Annotated in this window: 17 protein-coding genes and 1 pseudogene; 11 read left to right on the top strand and 7 right to left on the bottom strand. The window is 65.2% G+C overall.

The features are described 5' to 3' along the window. Nucleotides 1-49: 49 nt before the first annotated feature. From J7024_RS06470 to J7024_RS06455, 4 genes and pseudogenes are all read right to left on the bottom strand, one after another. A pseudogene (locus J7024_RS06470) lies at nucleotides 50-307 on the bottom strand (RDD family protein); the annotation flags it as partial. A 6-nt stretch (nucleotides 308-313) separates the two neighbouring features. After that, a complete protein-coding gene (locus tag J7024_RS06465; protein ID WP_124827581.1) occupies nucleotides 314-1,075 on the bottom strand; it encodes a DUF3106 domain-containing protein in 762 nt (253 codons plus the stop codon). Nucleotides 1,076-1,102: 27 nt separating this feature from the next. Then, nucleotides 1,103-1,528 (bottom strand): DUF3619 family protein, encoded by a 426-nt coding sequence (locus J7024_RS06460; protein ID WP_124827580.1) that lies wholly within the window; start codon nucleotides 1,526-1,528, stop codon nucleotides 1,103-1,105. Next, nucleotides 1,525-2,088 (bottom strand): RNA polymerase sigma factor, encoded by a 564-nt coding sequence (locus tag J7024_RS06455; RefSeq protein WP_027784998.1) that lies wholly within the window; start codon nucleotides 2,086-2,088, stop codon nucleotides 1,525-1,527. Before J7024_RS06455 ends, J7024_RS06460 begins: the two co-directional genes overlap by 4 nt. Nucleotides 2,089-2,439: 351 nt before the next feature. Between J7024_RS06455 and J7024_RS06450 the strand changes: the two genes are divergently transcribed. The 6 genes from J7024_RS06450 (at nucleotide 2,440) to J7024_RS06425 (ending at nucleotide 9,440) form a co-directional block, all read left to right on the top strand. Further along, on the top strand, nucleotides 2,440-4,203 hold the full coding sequence (locus J7024_RS06450) for an acetolactate synthase 3 catalytic subunit (RefSeq protein WP_124827579.1): 1,764 nt from the start codon (nucleotides 2,440-2,442) through the stop codon (nucleotides 4,201-4,203). 110 nt (nucleotides 4,204-4,313) lie between these two features. Next, nucleotides 4,314-4,805, top strand: a complete 492-nt coding sequence (gene ilvN / locus J7024_RS06445) for an acetolactate synthase small subunit (RefSeq protein ID WP_006750445.1) — start codon at nucleotides 4,314-4,316, stop codon at nucleotides 4,803-4,805. A gap of 95 nt (nucleotides 4,806-4,900) precedes the next feature. Next, nucleotides 4,901-5,917: a ketol-acid reductoisomerase gene (gene ilvC / locus J7024_RS06440; RefSeq protein WP_006491032.1), complete on the top strand. Its 1,017-nt coding sequence runs from the start codon at nucleotides 4,901-4,903 to the stop codon at nucleotides 5,915-5,917. A 127-nt stretch (nucleotides 5,918-6,044) separates the two neighbouring features. Next, nucleotides 6,045-6,689, top strand: coding sequence for a phosphatidylserine decarboxylase (locus J7024_RS06435; RefSeq protein WP_096507632.1), 645 nt, complete (start codon nucleotides 6,045-6,047; stop codon nucleotides 6,687-6,689). A gap of 14 nt (nucleotides 6,690-6,703) precedes the next feature. Continuing rightward, nucleotides 6,704-7,576, top strand: coding sequence for a CDP-diacylglycerol--serine O-phosphatidyltransferase (gene pssA, locus J7024_RS06430; protein ID WP_124827578.1), 873 nt, complete (start codon nucleotides 6,704-6,706; stop codon nucleotides 7,574-7,576). 319 nt (nucleotides 7,577-7,895) lie between these two features. Beyond that, on the top strand, nucleotides 7,896-9,440 hold the full coding sequence (locus tag J7024_RS06425) for a 2-isopropylmalate synthase (protein ID WP_124827577.1): 1,545 nt from the start codon (nucleotides 7,896-7,898) through the stop codon (nucleotides 9,438-9,440). 75 nt (nucleotides 9,441-9,515) lie between these two features. On the opposite strand, the gene J7024_RS06420 is transcribed toward J7024_RS06425, so the two are convergent. The 3 genes from J7024_RS06420 to J7024_RS06410 form a co-directional block, all read right to left on the bottom strand. After that, nucleotides 9,516-11,066: a SulP family inorganic anion transporter gene (locus J7024_RS06420; RefSeq protein WP_124827576.1), complete on the bottom strand. Its 1,551-nt coding sequence runs from the start codon at nucleotides 11,064-11,066 to the stop codon at nucleotides 9,516-9,518. Nucleotides 11,067-11,105: 39 nt separating this feature from the next. Beyond that, nucleotides 11,106-11,747 (bottom strand): carbonic anhydrase, encoded by a 642-nt coding sequence (locus J7024_RS06415; protein ID WP_124827575.1) that lies wholly within the window; start codon nucleotides 11,745-11,747, stop codon nucleotides 11,106-11,108. Nucleotides 11,748-12,119: 372 nt separating this feature from the next. Then, nucleotides 12,120-12,632 carry a hypothetical protein gene (locus J7024_RS06410; protein WP_098551051.1) on the bottom strand — a complete coding sequence of 171 codons (513 nt, stop codon included), beginning with the start codon at nucleotides 12,630-12,632 and terminating at the stop codon, nucleotides 12,120-12,122. Nucleotides 12,633-12,822: 190 nt separating this feature from the next. Between J7024_RS06410 and J7024_RS06405 the strand changes: the two genes are divergently transcribed. The 5 genes from J7024_RS06405 (at nucleotide 12,823) to tpiA (ending at nucleotide 18,967) form a co-directional block, all read left to right on the top strand. Further along, nucleotides 12,823-14,082, top strand: coding sequence for a branched-chain amino acid ABC transporter substrate-binding protein (locus J7024_RS06405; RefSeq protein WP_234744863.1), 1,260 nt, complete (start codon nucleotides 12,823-12,825; stop codon nucleotides 14,080-14,082). 117 nt (nucleotides 14,083-14,199) lie between these two features. Beyond that, complete coding sequence (gene rpsO, locus J7024_RS06400; RefSeq protein WP_006398792.1) at nucleotides 14,200-14,469, top strand: 30S ribosomal protein S15; 270 nt, start codon at nucleotides 14,200-14,202, stop codon at nucleotides 14,467-14,469. Between the two features lie 291 nt (nucleotides 14,470-14,760). Beyond that, nucleotides 14,761-16,908, top strand: a complete 2,148-nt coding sequence (gene pnp, locus J7024_RS06395; RefSeq protein ID WP_175751209.1) for a polyribonucleotide nucleotidyltransferase — start codon at nucleotides 14,761-14,763, stop codon at nucleotides 16,906-16,908. A 143-nt stretch (nucleotides 16,909-17,051) separates the two neighbouring features. After that, nucleotides 17,052-18,071 carry an NAD(P)H-quinone oxidoreductase gene (locus J7024_RS06390; RefSeq protein ID WP_124827572.1) on the top strand — a complete coding sequence of 340 codons (1,020 nt, stop codon included), beginning with the start codon at nucleotides 17,052-17,054 and terminating at the stop codon, nucleotides 18,069-18,071. A gap of 140 nt (nucleotides 18,072-18,211) precedes the next feature. After that, complete coding sequence (gene tpiA, locus J7024_RS06385) at nucleotides 18,212-18,967, top strand: triose-phosphate isomerase (protein WP_124827571.1); 756 nt, start codon at nucleotides 18,212-18,214, stop codon at nucleotides 18,965-18,967. Nucleotides 18,968-18,998 lie beyond the last annotated feature (31 nt).

Genomic DNA, 18,998 nt, shown 5'->3' with positions numbered 1-18,998 from the left:
CTTGATCGGCATCCAGACGCGGGCCGGTCGAGGACTCGAGCCGCAGTCACCACGTGTTCATCGGCAGCGTCTGACCGCGGTGGGTCCAGAACCAGACGAAATACGCGCCGACGACGGGCGCGATCCAGGCGGCGAGAAGGTTGTGATGAACGAGGCCGTTGCGCTGCTGAGTCGCGAGACCGAACGCGAGCCCCGCGAAGAACACGACGCCGCACAGCAGCACGGCTTCGTACAGCAGCGCCGCGAGGCGCCGCCGCACGGACGGCGTGGCGACTGCCGCGGCCTGGGGCGCGGGGGCGTTCGCCACGGCCGCTCAGGAACCCTTGAAGAACGACGGCGCGTCGGCGGGCGACACGGGCGTGACGGCGGCCGGCGCCGGGGCGGCCCCCGACGTGGACGATGCGGCGGCAGGCGACGCGCCTGCACCGGCCGACGCGGGTGCGGGCGCCGGTGCCGGATTGCTGGCCGGATGCTCGTGCGAATTGACGAGGCGGCGCACGTCGCGGTCGGCGACGGTCGGCGGCGCACTGACGACGCTCGGCCGGCGGCGGCGCTCGGCCGCCGCGAGGCGTTCCTTCTGTTCTTCGGGCAGTTGCTGATAGGCCTTCCACGCGCGCTCGCGCGCCTGCGCGGACAGTTCCTTCGCGCTCTGGTAGTTCTCGCGCGCGACGCGTCGCTGCTCGGGCGTCATCCGCGCCCACTCGGACATCCGGTCCTGCAGGCGCTTTTGCGCATCAGGTGTCAATTTCGCGAAACGCGATGCGATCTTCAGCCATTTCCGCTTGCGGGCATCGCTGAAGCCGTCCCATTGATCGGCGAACGGCGCGAGCGCAGCATGCTGCGCGGGCGTCAGGCGCGCCCACGACAGCGGACCGTTGGCGGCCGGCAGCGGCAGGGGCAGTTGCGGGAGTTCGGTGGTCAGCCCGGTGGCTGCCGAGGTCGGCGCGGGTGCGCTGCTGGCCGCGGCGGAGACCGTCGCGGGGGGCGGGTTGAATCGCGAATAGGTGGCGACGTAGGAAACGGCGATCGCGATCACGCATCCGAAAAATACGGCCAGGCCGCGCTTCTGACTCACCCGTGCGATCCCCTCGTTTATTGTCTGTTAGCGTGCGTGCGAAAGATACGCGTTGAACCCGTGATCGAGGTACGCGTTCAGCGGCAGGTCGTCGCTGAGCATCGCCGCGTCGATGTCGGCGAGTTCCGCGGTCCGCTGCATGTCTTCCCAGTACGCGATACCGACGAGTCCCGCGAGCAGCAGCGCGAGCGGCCATGCGCGCAGCAGGCGGCGCGCAAACGACGCCGGCGGGCGGCTCGCGGGCGGCGTGCCGTATGCGCCGGCCGCGCCGGCGAAGGCGGGCACGAACACCGGCGCGGTCGCGGCTTCGGGCTTCTTGCGCGCGAGCGCGGCCCGGCGCGCGGCGGCCAGACGGTCGGAGGTCGCGGCAGGCAGCGCCGCGGCACGTTCGTCCAGCGCGCGGCGAACCTTCAGCGCGAATTCATGTTCTCGATTTACGGGAGCGGAGCTCATAGCGTGATTCCTTTGGCCTTGAGCGCTTGCGCCAGGGTGTGGGTAGCTCGCGAGCAGTGCGTCTTGACGCTGCCTTCGGAGCACCCCATTGCGGCGGCAGTCTCGGCGACATCCATATCTTCCCAATAACGCATCAGGAACGCTTCCCGTTGACGCGTCGGAAGTTTCTGGATTTCTTCGTCGATCAGGGCCAGAACCTGCTCGCGTTCGAGGCGGTGCTCGCTACTCTCGACACCTGCATTGTCGTCCGCGGATTCGAGCGTTTCCAGTGGATCGAAGTCGTCGTCGTCGGTGTTGTTCAGCGACGAGAAGAGCGTGACCCAGGTATTGCGGACCTTCTGCCGGCGGAACCAGTCGTGGATCGCGTTCTGCAGGATCCGCTGGAACAGCAGCGGCAGTTCGGCCGCCGGCCGGTCGCCGTACTTCTCCGCCAGCTTGATCATCGCGTCCTGGACGATGTCGAGCGACGCATCGTCGTCACGCACGGCGTACGCAGCCTGCTTGAACGCGCGCCTTTCGACGCCCGCCAGAAAGTCGGCGAGTTCCTTGTCTGATGCCATTCCGTAAAGGTATGCGCTGCGGACTGCGGCGTGTGAAAGGTCGAAAAATTTCGTAAAACCCGCGGATGCTAACAAATTTTCGCGTGACTTGGCACCGGTGACGGCGCGCTGCGTTGCGCGCGAGCCGCGTCGGCCGGCCGTGCGATGGGGCGCATGATGCGCTGCGGGATATTTTGCTTGACGGCCCCATCATGACCCGCTATCGTCAACGATTCGCAACATGAAGTGATGGTCTCATTTGAGGCTGGCCCAAGAAGCCCGCCCTTCAACTGGACGCGCCGCTTGAACCCGAGCCACAAGCCCGGCAGAGAGCACCCGATCAATTTTTTGCCGAAAATTCGAAAGGTCAAAATGAACATGCCCAGCGCGGAATTCTCCACGTCGGAACCCCTTTCCCCTCCCGATAGCGACTCCATTGGCGGCACCGTGCTCATGAAGGCACTGGCCGACGAGAACGTCGAATTCATCTGGGGCTACCCCGGCGGCTCGGTACTCTACATCTACGACGAGCTTTACAAGCAGGACAAGATTCAGCACGTGCTGGTGCGCCACGAACAGGCGGCCGTGCACGCAGCCGATGCGTATGCGCGCTCCACCGGCAACGTCGGCGTCTGTCTCGTGACGTCCGGCCCGGGTGTCACCAATGCGGTGACCGGCATCGCGACGGCCTACATGGATTCGATCCCGATGGTCGTGATCAGCGGCCAGGTGCCGACTGCCGCGATCGGCCAGGACGCATTCCAGGAATGCGATACGGTCGGCATCACGCGTCCGTGCGTGAAGCACAACTTCCTCGTGAAGGACGTGCGCGACCTCGCGGAAACCGTCAAGAAAGCGTTCTACATCGCCCGTACCGGCCGTCCCGGCCCGGTGCTGATCGACATCCCGAAAGACATCTCCAAGACGCCGTGCCAGTACGAACCGGTCAAGAGCGTGTCGCTGCGTTCGTACAACCCGGTCACGAAAGGTCATTCGGGCCAGATCCGCAAGGCCGTGTCGCTGCTGCTGTCGGCGCAGCGTCCGTACATCTACACGGGTGGCGGCATCATCCTCGCCGACGCGGCACGCGAACTGAACCAGTTCGCCGACCTGCTCGGCTACCCGGTCACGAACACGCTGATGGGCCTCGGCGGCTATCGCGCGTCGGACAAGAAATTCCTCGGCATGCTCGGCATGCACGGCACCTACGAAGCGAACATGGCGATGCAGCACTGTGACGTGCTGATCGCGATCGGCGCACGCTTCGACGACCGCGTGATCGGCGATCCGGCGCACTTCGCGTCGCGTCCGCGCAAGATCATCCACATCGACATCGACCCGTCGTCGATCTCGAAGCGTGTGAAGGTCGACATCCCGATCGTCGGCGACGTGAAGGAAGTGCTGAAGGAACTGATCGAGCAACTGCAGACGGCCGAGCATGGCCCCGACACCGAGGCGCTCGCGCAATGGTGGAAGGACATCGAAGGCTGGCGTGCGAAGGACTGCCTGAAGTTCGACCGCGACAGCGAGATCATCAAGCCGCAGTACGTGGTCGAGAAGGCGTGGGAGCTGACGGACGGCAATGCGTTCGTGTGCTCGGACGTCGGCCAGCACCAGATGTGGGCCGCGCAGTTCTACCGTTTCAACAAGCCGCGTCGCTGGATCAACTCCGGCGGCCTCGGCACGATGGGCTTCGGCCTGCCGGCAGCGATGGGCGTCAAGATGGCGCACCCGGACGACGACGTGCTGTGCATCACGGGCGAAGGCTCGATCCAGATGTGCATCCAGGAACTGTCGACCTGCCTGCAGTACGACACGCCCGTGAAGATCATTTCGCTGAACAACCGCTATCTCGGCATGGTTCGCCAGTGGCAGCAGATCGAATACAGCAAGCGCTATTCGCATTCGTACATGGATGCGCTGCCTGATTTCGTGAAGCTCGCCGAAGCGTACGGCCACGTCGGCATGCGGATCGAAAAGACTTCGGATGTGGAGCCGGCGCTGAAGGAGGCGCTGCGCCTGAAGGACCGCACCGTGTTTCTCGACTTCCAGACCGATCCGACCGAAAACGTCTGGCCGATGGTACAGGCCGGCAAGGGCATCACCGAGATGCTGCTCGGATCGGAAGATCTGTAACGGCGCGACGCGCGCCCGGGCCCGCGCGGCCGCCTTCACGAAGGGCGGTGCGGCATCGGGCGGCGCGCGGCGCGTGTGAATCGACACGGCACATTCTGGAAGAAGCGAACATGAGACACATCATTTCCGTCCTGCTGGAAAACGAACCGGGCGCGCTGTCGCGCGTGGTCGGTCTGTTTTCCGCACGCGGCTACAACATCGAAACCTTGACGGTGGCGCCGACCGAAGACCAATCGCTGTCGCGGCTCACCATCGTTTCCATTGGCTCGGACGACGTGATCGAACAGATCACGAAGCATCTGAACCGCCTGATCGAGGTGGTGAAAGTGGTGGACCTGACCGACGGTGCACACATCGAACGCGAGCTGATGCTGATCAAGGTACGTGCAGTGGGCAAGGAGCGCGAAGAAATGAAGCGGATGTCGGATATTTTCCGCGGCCGCATCATCGACGTGACCGAAAAGACCTACACGATCGAATTGACGGGCGCGAGCGACAAGCTCGACGCATTCATCCAGGGGCTGGACGCGAGCGCGATCCTGGAGACCGTGCGTACCGGCAGCTCAGGCATCGGACGCGGCGAGCGCATCCTGAAGGTGTGATGCCGAAAAGGCACGCCGGGTGCGCCGTCATGTCCCGGCCCGCAGTACCAATCCGAACGAATTGTTGAATTTTTTGAATTAGCGAAGGAACCATCATGAACGTTTTCTACGACAAAGACGCTGACCTCTCCCTCATCAAGGGCAAGCAAGTCACGATCATCGGCTACGGCTCGCAAGGCCATGCACACGCACTGAACCTGAAGGACAGCGGCGTGAACGTGACGGTCGGCCTTCGCAAGGGCGGCGCGTCGTGGAGCAAGGCCGAGAACGCAGGCCTGTCGGTCAAGGAAGTCGCGGAAGCGGTGAAGGGCGCGGACGTCGTCATGATGCTGCTGCCGGACGAGCAGATCGCCGACGTGTACGCGAAGGAAGTGCACGCGAACATCAAGCAGGGCGCCGCACTGGCATTCGCACACGGCTTCAACGTCCACTACGGCGCAGTGATCCCGCGCGCCGACCTCGACGTGATCATGATCGCGCCGAAGGCGCCGGGCCACACCGTGCGCGGCACGTACTCGCAAGGTGGCGGCGTGCCGCACCTGATCGCGGTTGCACAGAACAAGTCGGGCGCGGCACGCGACATCGCGCTGTCGTACGCGGCAGCGAACGGCGGCGGCCGTGCCGGCATCATCGAGACGAACTTCCGTGAAGAGACCGAAACCGACCTGTTCGGCGAGCAGGCCGTGCTGTGCGGCGGTACCGTCGAGCTGATCAAGGCTGGTTTCGAAACGCTGGTCGAAGCGGGTTACGCGCCGGAAATGGCGTACTTCGAGTGCCTGCACGAGCTGAAGCTGATCGTCGACCTGATCTACGAAGGCGGCATCGCGAACATGAACTACTCGATCTCGAACAACGCCGAGTACGGCGAGTATGTGACGGGCCCGCGCATCGTCACGGAAGAGACGAAGAAGGCGATGAAGCAGTGCCTGACCGACATCCAGACGGGCGAGTACGCAAAGAGCTTCATCCTTGAGAACAAGGCCGGTGCCCCGACGCTGCAGTCGCGCCGCCGCCTGACGGCCGAGCACCAGATCGAGCAGGTCGGTGCGAAGCTGCGCGCGATGATGCCGTGGATCGCGAAGAACAAGCTCGTCGACCAGACGAAGAACTAAGCATCGCGAGCTGTTCCGGCCCTTCGAGTGGAGGGTCGGTATCAAAAAGCCGCCCGAAGGCAGCAGTGCCCCGGGCGGCTTTTGCTATCCTACGGGCTTTGCAATTCACCGAACACCGAACGAACCCATGAACTATCCTCATCCGATCATCGCGCGCGAAGGCTGGCCGTTCATCGCGATCGCAGCCGTCCTCGCGTTGTTGATCCACGCCGTCGGGGGCTTCGGCTTCGCGTGGCCGTTCTGGCTGCTGCTCGTCTTCGTCGTCCAGTTCTTCCGTGATCCGCAGCGCCCGATTCCGGCGCAGCCGAATGCGGTGCTGTGCCCGGCGGACGGCCGCATCGTCGCGGTCGAGACCACGCAGGACCCGTATGCGAACCGCGAAGCGCTGAAGATCAGCGTGTTCATGAATGTCTTCAACGTCCATTCGCAGCGTTCGCCGGTCGATGGCGCGATCTCGAAGGTCGAGTACTTCCCGGGCGCGTTCCTGAACGCGGCGATCGACAAGGCGTCGACCGAGAACGAACGCAATGCGGTCGTGATCCAGACGGCGAGCGGCAAGACCGTCACCGCCGTGCAGATCGCCGGCCTCGTTGCTCGCCGGATCCTCTGCTACGTGCGCGCGGGCGAGCCGCTGTCGCGCGGCCAGCGCTACGGTTTCATCCGCTTCGGTTCGCGCGTCGACGTGTATCTGCCGCTCGGCAGCCGCGCGAAGGTGTCGATCGGCGAGAAGGTCTACGCGTCGTCGACGATCCTCGCCGAGCTCGAACAGTAAGCGGCGGACGCACGATGGCCGCATTCAAACCGCGCCGGCCGCGCAACGGCGCCAACCAGACCCCGCGCCCGTTCCGCCGCAACAAGGTGATGGCGCCCGATCCGGTGCCCAGCGAAAGCCGCCGTGCCGCGCGCCAGCGGTTCCTGAAGACGCGCGGTATCTACCTGCTGCCGAACGCGTTCACGACCGCTGCGCTGTTCTGCGGCTTCTTCGCGGTCGTGCAGGCGATGAACGTGCGTTTCGAGATCGCCGCGATCGCGATCTTCGTCGCAATGGTGCTCGACGGGATGGACGGGCGCGTCGCGCGGATGACGCATACGCAAAGCGCGTTCGGCGAGCAGTTCGACAGCCTGTCGGACATGGTGTCGTTCGGCGTCGCGCCCGCGCTCGTGATGTACGAGTGGGTGCTGAAGGATCTCGGCCGCTGGGGCTGGCTTGCCGCGTTCGTCTACTGCTCGGGCGCCGCGCTGCGCCTCGCGCGCTTCAATACGAACATCGGCGTCGTCGACAAGCGCTTCTTCCAGGGGCTGCCGAGCCCGGCCGCCGCCGCGCTGATCGCCGGCTTCGTGTGGCTCGCGACCGACAACCGCGTGCCGATGAAGCTCGGCTGGCTGCCGTGGGTTGCGTTCGTGCTGACTATCTATGCGGGCGTGACGATGGTGTCGAACGCGCCGTTCTACAGCGGCAAGGCGCTCGACGTCCGGCACCGCGTACCGTTCGCGGCGATCCTGCTGGTCGTCGTCGCGTTCGTGCTCGTGTCGTCCGATCCGCCGTTGATGCTGTTCTGCCTGTTTGTGCTGTACGGGCTGTCCGGCTACGTGTTTTGGGCCTACATGGCCGTGCGAGGGCGCGCGAATCCCGCGCGATCGTCGCAGCGCGATCACTGACGCGCAATCTGCCCCGCAACGGCGGCCCCGGTTTCGAGGCCGCCGTTTTCATTTGCCCCTTTTTCGAATGACGCGGCGCGGCATCCCGGGTGCCGTCCGATTGCGCACCCGGCGGAATGCCGCTATAGTCGTCGGCATGACTGCATTTTCCCGCCTCTCCCTCCTTCTAGCCGGTGCGCCGCTACGCGCGCTAGCTTTGGCGCGCCTGCCGCGCTGACCGTTCTCGCCCTCCGTCAAGCCTCGTCTGTTGTTGAGCGTCGCCAGCGGTGGCGCGATCTCATTACGTTTGATTTCCGTATAAAGAGCCCTGGAGTCCCCCATGACAGACAAGCTGATCATTTTCGATACCACGTTGCGTGACGGTGAACAATCGCCCGGCGCGTCGATGACGAAGGAAGAGAAAATCCGCATCGCGAAGCATCTCGAGCGGATGAAGGTCGACGTGATCGAGGCAGGCTTCGCGGCCAGCTCGAACGGCGACTTCGACGCGATCCACACGATCGCCGGTCTCGTGAAGGACAGCACGATCTGTTCGCTGGCGCGCGCCAACGACAAGGACATCCAGCGCGCGGCCGACGCGCTGAAGCCGGCCAACAGCTCCCGGATCCACACGTTCATCGCGACGTCGCCGCTGCACATGGAGAAGAAGCTGCGGATGACGCCCGACCAGGTGTTCGAGCAGGCGCGCCTCGCGGTGCGCTTCGCGCGCAAGTTCACCGACAACGTCGAATTCTCGCCGGAAGACGGCAGCCGCTCGGATCTCGACTTCCTGTGCCGCGTGCTGGAAGCGGTGATCGCCGAAGGCGCGACGACGATCAACATCGCCGACACGGTCGGCTACGGCGTGCCGGAACTCTACGGCAACCTCGTGAAGACGCTGCGCGAGCGCATTCCGAACTCGGACAAGGCGATCTTCTCCGTGCATTGCCACAATGACCTCGGGATGGCGGTGGCGAACTCGCTCGCCGGCGTGAAGATCGGCGGTGCGCGGCAGATCGAGTGCACCATCAACGGTCTCGGCGAGCGCGCGGGCAACACGTCGCTCGAAGAAATCGTGATGGCCGTGAAGACGCGCAAGGACTACTTCGGTCTCGAGGTCGGCATCGACACGACGCAGATCGTGCCGACGTCGAAGCTCGTATCGCAGATCACCGGTTTCGTCGTGCAGCCGAACAAGGCAGTGGTCGGGGCGAACGCATTCGCACACGCGTCGGGCATTCACCAGGACGGCGTGCTGAAGGCGCGCGACACCTACGAGATCATGCGTGCTGAAGACGTGGGCTGGACCGCTAACAAGATCGTGCTCGGCAAGCTGTCGGGCCGCAACGCGTTCAAGCAGCGTCTGCAGGAGCTCGGCGTGTCGCTCGACAGCGAAACCGAACTGAACGCCGCATTCATGCGCTTCAAGGATCTCGCCGACCGCAAGGCCGAGATCTTCGACGAGGACATCATCGCGATCGTCTCCGAAGAGTCGGCGCTGGCGCAGGAGCAGGAGCACTTCAAGTTCGTGTCGCTGTCGCAGCATTCGGAAACCGGCGAGCAGCCGCAGGCGAAGGTCGTGTTCGCGGTCGAGGGCAAGGAAGTGACAGGCGAGGCACGCGGCAACGGTCCGGTCGATGCGACGCTGAATGCGATCGAGAGCGAAGTCGGAAGCGGGTCCGAACTGCTGCTGTATTCGGTGAATGCGATCACGACCGGCACGCAGGCACAGGGCGAAGTGACCGTCCGGTTGTCGAAGAGCGGGCGCATCGTGAATGGCGTCGGTACCGATCCGGATATCGTCGCGGCTTCCGCAAAGGCGTACATCGCCGCGCTGAACAAGCTGCACTCAAAGGACGACAAGCTCAACCCGCAGCGTTCATAACCCGCGCGTCGGGCGCTGAATGCCTGAAACGCCCCGTGCGGCCTTGCGCCTCCCGGGGCGTTTTTCATGCGCCGCTCATTCTGCGGCCGGCGCGCGGAACAGCCAGCGGCGCGCGGCCGGGCGCGGTGCCGGGCTGCGGCGGCGGAATTCGACCGCGATGGCGCGCCGCGGCGCATCCGCGACGAATGCGTCGATCAGCTCCAGCACGTCGTGATCGATGTAGTCGGCGCGCGTCGCGTCGATGATCACGGCCGCACGGTCCGGAATGTGCCGCAGGTGATGCTTGACCTGCACCTTGCCGACGAACGAGACGTCCTTGCGGAACGACAGCAGAAAGTGATCGTCGTGCTGCGCGAGCGTGACGGGGCTTTTCAGGTTCGCGACCGCGACCGCCAGCACGCTGCATCCGAGGCCGAGCGCGATGCCGAACAGCAGGTCGACAGCCAGCACGCCCGCAATCGTCGCGGCGAACGGCACGAACGCGGCCGGACCCTGCTTCAGCACCGAGCGGAACAGCGCCGGTTTCGCGAGCTTGAAGCCGGTGTGGATCAGGATCGCCGCGAGGCTCGCGAGCGGGATCAGGTTGATCAGGCCGGTGAGCGCGAACACGCTGGCAAGCAGCAGCACCCCGTGCACGATCGCCGACATCCGGCTTTGCGCACCCGCATTCACGTTGACCGAGCTGCGCACGATCACCGACGTGATCGGCAGCCCGCCGACCGCGCCCGCGACGAGGTTGCCGACGCCCTGTGCCTTCAGCTCGCGATCCGGCTGGGTCGGCCGGCGCTTCGGGTCGATCTGTTCGACCGCTTCCAGGCTCAGCAGCGTCTCGAGGCTCGCGACCACCGCAAGCGTGATCGCGACGCGCCACACGTCCGGGTTCACGAGTTGCGCGAAGTTCGGGCCGAGCTCCGCGTGCTTGAGCGATGCCGCGAGCGCCGCGAACGATTCGAGTTCGGGCAGCGTCACGCGATGCGCGGCGCCTGGCGCGACCGACGGCGCGATCGCGCCGAGCAACAGCGTCGCGCCGATGCCGAACAACACGACCGCAAGCGGCGCGGGGACCGCACGCGCCCATGCGAAGCGCTTGAGCGCCGGGGTGTCCCATGCGACGAGCAGCGCGACGGACACGAGCGCGATGGCCGTGGCCGCCCATGCGGCCGGCAGATCCAGCCATGACGCAAACGATTGCGCGGCCGCGCCGCCGATGCCGAATGCGAACGGAATCTGCTTCACGACCAGCAACAGGCCGATCGCGGCGAGCATGCCCTTGATGACGGGTGACGGTACGTAGGCGGCGAAGCGGCCGGCGCGCAACATGCCGAAGCCGAACTGGATGACGCCGGACAGCAGTACCGCGAGCAGGAATGCGGAGAAGCTGCCGAGTTGTGCGATTCCTTCGACGACGATCACGACGAGGCCGGCTGCCGGCCCGCTCACGGACAGCGACGAGCCGCTCAGCAGCGCGACGACGATCCCGCCGACGATGCCGGACACCAGCCCGGCAAACGGCTCGACGCCGGATGCATTGGCGATGCCGAGACACAGCGGCAGCGCAACGAGGAAAACGACGATGCCGGCGACGATGTCGCGCGGCAGGGTGGACAGGCGCTCGTTCAGTTTCATGGCTGGGGCGATTTCATGGGCGTTGGGGTAGGGCGTGAGTCAACCGAATGCGACGGCCGCGGCGGTGTGCCCGGGTTCGGCTGCGGCCGGCGGCGCCGTGTAGCCGGAATCGAGCTCCGTCAGGCGGCCGTCGGCGACGGAAAAGATCCAGCCGTGCACGAGAGGCGGTCGGGGGCGGCCATGCACGATCGGCGACGCACGCAGCAGCTTCACTTGTTCGAGCACGTTCAGCTCCGCGAGGCGGTCGGCGGCCGCCGCGTCGTCGAGCCTGTCGAGCATGTCGCGATGGCGTCGTGCAAGCGCGCAGAGCGGCGCGATGCGGCGGGCGACGTGCGGCAGGTCGGGCGGCGGCGGCAGCAGCGATGCGCGTACGCCGCCGCAGCCGTAGTGGCCGCACACGATTACGTGATCGACCTCGAGCACGCGCACCGCGTATTCGAGCACGCTCGCGGCGTTGTCGTCGTCGGGATGGAACAGGTTCGCGATGTTGCGATGGACGAACAGTTCGCCCGGCGCGCAGTGCGTGATGGTTTCTGCCGGCACGCGGCTGTCGGCGCAGCCGATCCACAGCACGCGCGGATTCTGGCCGCGCGCGAGTGCGTCGAAAAAGCCGGGCGTGTGTTCACGCGTCTCGCGGGCCCAGGCGATGTTGGCGACCAGCATGCTCTTGGGACGATTCATAAGGATTCCTGTTAAATAAGGACGGATAACGGACACTCGAAATGGCGTTGCTGAATTCTTTCGGGGCTGAAAGGTTTATTCCGACCGATATTAGGGGTATGCCCTAGCACCCGGTGCCACTGATACAAATTGTTTCAAATAGGAATGTCGAGGTGCGTCGCATGCACCAGGGAGACGCATGACATGCATCGCGCGTGCCGGTTTCCCGTCCGGTAAGGGATTCCGCCCGACGTCATCGCGATGGCGCGTCGATCGGAAAGGATTGCCGGCCTTCTTTCCAGATCAACCGAATAGGGCGGAAAAATGAAATGGCCTTTCACGCGCTTATTCGTGAATGGCCATCGGGAAATTGCGCGGAAATTGCGCAATCGATCAGAACAGGTTGCGGCGGTCGGGGTCGTGTAGCGGGTCCGGCGTCTTCTGCGTGGTGCGCAGGATGCCTTGCGGATCGAAGTAGAAGCTGTACATCATGTACCAGACGTTGTCTTCCAGATACCGGTAAGTCCACACCTCGCGCTTCATCAGCGGGAAGTAGGACGTCTCGACCGGTCGGCCGAAATTGACGAGCACGTCGGTCTTCGTCCACTTGCCGATCTCCGCGCGATAGAACTCGCTCGGCTGCAGCACCTGGCGCACGTTGACGATCTTGTGGGCTGCGTCGACGTCGGCCGCGACGGTGGTTTCGCCCATCGGCTGGGTGGGCCACATCAGGCGCTTGCCGCCGCCGGGCAGATCGTAGATCTCGCGCGGCGGGCCCATGCGCGCGACGATCGCCGACTCGTCCTGACCGGCCTGGTATTGCTGCCACGGTTGCGCGCAACCGGCGAGCAGCGCTGCCGCACTGGCGACCAGCACCGGCAGGCGCACGGGAATGCGAATGCGCATGGGATCCTCCAGAACTCTCTGACTGTTCAGTTGTATCACGGACGGCGCGCGCCGGCGCATCGCGCCGAAAAAATCGGTGCGGATCGCAGCCGGTGGCCCGCCAGCGTGTCGTGTCTCGCCATGCTTGCGGGCGACGGGGCCGGCGGCCTATGATCCGCGCTTCTCGACCGGATTGAAGGGCAGGTAGCCGATGCAGCTATGGAAGCGATGCGCGCTCGCGTTGGGCGCGGGATGGATGCTGGCGTCGTCCGCGTACGCAGCGGGCGAGCCGGTGCGGATCGCGCTGATCGAAGGCATGTCGGGCCCGTTCGCGAACGCGGGCGCGGCTGTCGAGCGCAACTTGCGCTTCGGCGTCGAACAGGTCAACGCGGCCGGCGGCGTGAAGCTGCGCGACGGCGCGCATCCGTTGGAACTGGTCGTGCTCGACAGCAAGGGCAGCCCCGAAGAGGCGCTCGTCCAATTGCGCGTGGCCGCGGACCGGCACATCGGATTCGTCGCGCAGGGCAACAGTTCGGCGGTCGCGGCGGCGCTCGTCGCGGCGCTCGACAAGCTGAACGCGCGTAATCCCGACAGCCGGATGCTGTTCCTCAACTATTCGGCCGACGATCCGGCGCTGACCGGCGCCCATTGCAGCTTCTGGCATTTCCGTTTCGACGCGCACGCGGGGATGCGGATGGTCGCGCTGGCTGACGTGATGGCGCGCGATCGTGCGCTGCACAAGGTTTATCTGCTGAACCAGGACTACAGCTTCGGTCATGACGTCAGCGCGCTGGCGCGGCAGGGGCTGGCCGAGCGGCGCCCCGACGTGACGATCGCCGGCGACGAATTCCATCCGATCGGCCGGATCAAGGATTTCTCGCCGTATATCGCGAAGATCCGCGCGAGCGGCGCGGACGCGGTCGTGACCGGCAACTGGGGCAACGATCTCACGCTGCTCGTGAAAGCGGCGCGCGAGCAGGGGCTCAACGCAAAGTTCTACACGTTCTACGGCAACAGCCTCGGTGCACCGGCCGCGCTCGGCGACGCGGGCGTCGGGCGGGTGGTGGCCGTCGCGGACTGGCATCCGAACGCGGGCGGCGCGAAATCGGACGCGTTCTATCGCGCGTTCCGAACCCGTTTCCCGGCGCCGCAAGACGACTACCCGGTGCGACGCATGAGCCTGATGGTCGAGATGCTCGCGGCCGCGATGAATCGGGCCGGATCGGCCGACCCCGTCGCGGTGGCGCGCGCGCTGGAGGGGCTGTCGTTCGACGACGGTTTCCATGCGTCTACCATGCGCGCGCAGGATCACCAGCTGATCCAGCCCCTTTACGTCATAGAAATGGACAAGGTCGGCACGCCCGGCGTGCGCTTCGACAACGAGGGCTCCGGCTACGGTTTTCGGACGGTCCTCGCGGTTCCCGCGCAGCGCACGCAGATGCCGTCGACCTGTTCGATGACGCGCCCGTGACAGGGGCGGTAGGAACAGCGTGCAGTTGTGCTACAATGCCCGCCGGTTGTAAGTCACGGCACGGCCATTCTTCCGTGTCCGCCTGTTAGCTAGCAAGTAGGAAACAAAGGAAATCACATGTCTGTTGCAGATATCAAGAAGTCGGAAGTCGTTGCTCAGTTCGCCCGCGGTACCAACGACACGGGTTCGCCCGAAGTCCAGGTCGCACTGCTGACCGCACGTATCGTCGAACTGACGGGTCACTTCAAGACCCACGCGAAGGACCACCACAGCCGCCGCGGCCTGCTGCGCATGGTGAGCCGCCGCCGCAAGCTGCTCGACTACCTCAAGGGCAAGGATGCCGACCGTTACCGCGCACTGATCGAGAAGCTGGGTCTGCGTAAGTAATCGAGGCGATTGCCGCCAGCAAGATGCCTGTGTCAGTCCGCTGATGCAGGCATTTTGTTTTTGCGCGGTGCGTAGCGTCACGCGCACCGCAGGTCGTTCGGCACGTGGATGCCGGACTGCCGGAACGGCTGATGCCGGGGTCGGGATTTGTGTCATTCCAGCGCGCTGCTCGGCGAGCGGCGCACTGGAATGGCATAAAAAACACACCTTGCTCCGGGTGATTCGGTCGGGACGCCGCCGCGCGGGATGGCCCGGGCGGCGAATGAAATGAATGAATTCAAAGGAGCAACCATGTCCATGTTCAACAAGGTCGTGAAGGAATTCCAGTGGGGCCAGCACAAGGTGCGCCTCGAAACCGGTGAAGTCGCCCGTCAGGCGAGCGGTGCCGTGATCGTCGACGTGGAAGATACCGTCGTGCTGGCAACCGTCGTCGGCGCGAAGTCGGCGAAGCCGGGTCAGGATTTTTTCCCGCTGACCGTCGACTACCTCGAAAAGACCTACTCGGCCGGCAAGATCCCGGGCGGCTTCTTCCGTCGCGAAGGTCGTCCGTCGGAGCACGAGACGCTGACGTCGCGCCTGATCGACCGTCCGCTGCGCCCGCTGTTCCCGGAAGGCTTCTACAACGAAGTGCAGGTCGTGATCCACGTGCTGTCCGTGAACCCGGAAATCCCGGCGGACATCCCCGCGCTGATCGGTGCATCGGCCGCGCTCGCCGTGTCGGGCCTGCCATTCAACGGTCCGGTCGGTGCCGCGCGCGTCGCGTACATCAACAATGCCTACGTGCTGAACCCGACGCGTGACCAGATCAAGGCATCGAGCCTAGACCTCGTCGTTGCCGGTACGGAACGCGCAGTGCTGATGGTCGAATCGGAAGCCGACCAGTTGCCGGAAGACGTGATGCTCGGCGCGGTCGTGTTTGGTCACGAGCAGATGCAGACGGCGATCGACGCGATCCACGAACTCGTGCGCGAAGGCGGCAAGCCCGAGTGGGACTGGCAGCCGGCACCGAAGAACGAGGCGCTGATCGCGCGCGTGACGGAACTGGCGCACGGCGACCTGCTCGCCGCTTACCAGCTGCGTGACAAGCAAGCGCGTTCGACGAAGCTGAAGGAAGTCTACGCAGCGACCTCGGCGAAGCTCGAGGAAGACGCGCAGGCGGCCGGCACGGTCGCGGCCGACAAGGCCACCGTCGGCAACGTCCTGTTCGACATCGAAGCGAAGATCGTCCGTTCGCAGATCCTGAACGGCGAGCCGCGTATCGACGGTCGCGACACCCGCACCGTGCGTCCGATCGAGATCCGCACCGGCGTGCTGCCGCGTACCCACGGTTCGGCGCTGTTCACGCGTGGCGAAACGCAGGCGCTCGTCGTCGCGACGCTCGGCACGAAGGGGGACGAGCAGATCATCGACGCGCTCGAAGGCGAATACCGCGAGCGCTTCATGCTTCACTACAACATGCCCCCGTTTGCAACCGGCGAAACGGGCCGCGTCGGCTCGCCGAAGCGCCGCGAAATCGGCCACGGCCGCCTCGCGAAGCGTGCGCTGGTCAAGTGCCTGCCGAGCGCCGACGAATTCGGCTACTCGATCCGCGTCGTGTCGGAAATCACCGAATCGAACGGTTCGTCGTCGATGGCATCGGTATGCGGCGGCTGCCTCGCGCTGATGGACGCCGGCGTGCCGATGAAGGCGCACGTCGCGGGTATCGCGATGGGCCTGATCCTGGAAGGCAACAAGTTCGCGGTGCTGACCGACATCCTCGGCGACGAAGATCACCTCGGCGACATGGACTTCAAGGTGGCCGGCACGGAACAAGGTGTGACGGCACTGCAGATGGACATCAAGATCCAGGGCATCACGAAGGAAATCATGCAGGTCGCGCTCGCGCAGGCGAAGGAAGGCCGCATGCACATCCTCGGCAAGATGACGTCGGCGGTCTCGGGTGCGAACACGCAACTGTCGGAATTCGCGCCGCGCATGATCACGATCAAGATCAACCCGGAAAAGATCCGCGACGTGATCGGCAAGGGCGGTTCGGTGATCCGCGCGCTGACCGAAGAAACGGGCACGACCATCGACATCTCGGACGACGGCGTCGTGACGATCGCGAGCACGAACAGCGAAGGCATGGCCGAAGCGAAGAAGCGCATCGAGCAAATCACGGCCGAGATCGAAGTCGGCCAGGTGTACGAAGGTACGGTGCTCAAGCTGCTCGATTTCGGTGCGATCGTGAACCTGCTGCCGGGCAAGGACGGCCTGCTGCACATCTCGGAAATCGTCAACGAGCGCGTGAAGGACATCAACGACTACCTGAAGGAAGGTCAGCAGGTCAAGGTCAAGGTGATCCAGACGGACGAGAAGGGTCGTGTGCGTCTGTCGGCCAAGGCGCTGCTGAACGAAGCAGCTGCCGGGTCGCAGTCGGATACGCCGCCGCAGCAGTAAGCGGACAGGCGTGAAAGCGGCCGGCAGTGCGAAAGCGTGCCGGCCGTTTTTTCTGTAGCATCGTTGTGCGGCGCAGCAGCGCCGGCGAGCTGTCCGTGCCGCGCACGGGCCCGTCCCCCGATTCCGATCCTGGAGCGACCATCATGAAAGCCATCGAAATCACCGAATTCGGCGCCCCCGACGTGCTGAAGCTTGCGGAGCGTCCGCGCCCCGAACCGAAGCGCGGCGAGGTGCTGATCAAGGTGACGGCTTCCGGCGTGAATCGGCCGGACGTATTCCAGCGCAAGGGTGCGTATGCGCCGCCGCCGGGTGCGTCCGACCTGCCGGGGCTCGAGGTGGCGGGCGAGATCGTCGGCGGTGATCTGTCGGATGCCGCGTTGAATCCGTTCGGCCTGAAGCTCGGCGATCGCGTCTGTGCGCTGCTCGCGGGCGGCGGCTATGCCGAGTATGCGGTGGCGCCGCTGCCGCAATGCCTGCCGGTGCCCGACGGGCTCACCGACATCGAAGCCGCATCGCTGCCCGAAACGTTCTTCACCGTGTGGAGCAACGTGTTCGATCGTGCGCAGCTCGGCGCGGGCGAGGGCGGCGAGCAGGAAACGCTGCTCGTGCAGGGCGGCTCGAGCGGTATCGGCGTGACGGCGATCCAGATCGCGCACGCGCTCGGTTTTCGCGTGTTCGCGACGGCCGGCAACGCCGACAAATGCCGCGCATGCGAGGCGCTCGGCGCCGAACGTGCGATCAACTACAAGACCGAGGATTTCGTCGGGGTCGTGAAGTCGCTGACGCATGATCGCGGCGTCGACGTGATCCTCGACATGGTGGCGGGCTCGTATGTGCCGCGCGAATTGTCCGCGCTTGCGGACGGCGGCCGGCTCGTGCTGATCGCGCTGCTCGGCGGCGCGAAGGCCGAGGTGAACCTCAACGAGATCCTGCGCCGCCGGCTGACGGTGACGGGCTCGACGTTGCGCCCGCGTCCGGTCGAGTTCAAGGCGCGCATCGCTGCGCAGTTGAAGGCGCGCGTGTGGCCGCTGATCGCCGAGGGGCGCATCAAGCCGGTCATCTACCGCGTGCTGCCGGCCGGCGAGGCCGCGCATGCGCATGCGCTGATGGAAAGCGGCGAGCACATCGGCAAGATCGTGCTCGATTGGGGCGCGAACGCGTGAGGGTCCGCGCAGCGGGCTTGACATGCGCGGTTTGACCGGTTCAAGCCGCGCGCAGTAAAATCGCGGGTTTGCTTCGCCAGATCAAACCTGACGGCCGGTTACCGGCGCGTTAATGACAAGATAGTGACGAGACAGACACGATGTCGAAACAAAGAACGAAGCGAGTGATCGGTAACTGGAAGATGCACGGCCGACTGGCCGGCAACCAGGCATTGCTGAAGGAAGTGGTGCAGGGTGCGGGCGCGGTGGCGGCTGAAACGTCGATCGGCGTGTGCGTGCCGTTCCCTTACCTCGCGCAGGTTCAGGCGCAACTCGGCGATGGCCGTGTCGCGTTCGGCGCGCAGGACGTGTCCGCGCACGAGCAGGGCGCGTTCACGGGTGAAGTGGCGGCCGCCATGGTTGCGGAGTTCGGCGCGCATTATGCGATCGTCGGTCACTCGGAGCGTCGTGCGTATCACGGCGAACGCAACGAGACGGTTGCAGCAAAGACGCAGCGCGCGCTTGCGGCAGGCCTCACGCCCGTCGTGTGCGTCGGCGAAACGCTCGACGAGCGCGAGGCGGGTGCGACCGAGCAGGTGGTCGGTGCGCAGCTCGACGCCGTGCTGGCCGTGCTGACGGCTGACGAAGCGGCACGCATCGTCGTCGCGTACGAGCCGGTCTGGGCGATCGGCACGGGCAAGAGCGCGACGTCGGCGCAGGCGCAGGACGTACACGCATTCCTGCGTGCACGTCTCGCGACGAAGGGTGCGGCGGACGTGTCCGTGCTGTACGGCGGCAGCGTGAAGCCGGACAACGCGGAAGAGCTGTTCGCACAGCCGGACATCGACGGCGGCCTGATCGGCGGTGCGTCGCTGAAGGCTGAAGATTTCCTGGCGATCTGCCGGGCTGCACGTTGAGCGGCTCGGGGTCGAATTGAACCATGATGGT

Source organism: Burkholderia sp. WTPI3 (assembly GCF_021483755.1).
Taxonomy (GTDB): domain Bacteria; phylum Pseudomonadota; class Gammaproteobacteria; order Burkholderiales; family Burkholderiaceae; genus Burkholderia.
The sequence above is the reverse complement of the archived record's forward strand: the minus strand, read 5'-3'. Positions and strand labels throughout refer to the sequence as shown.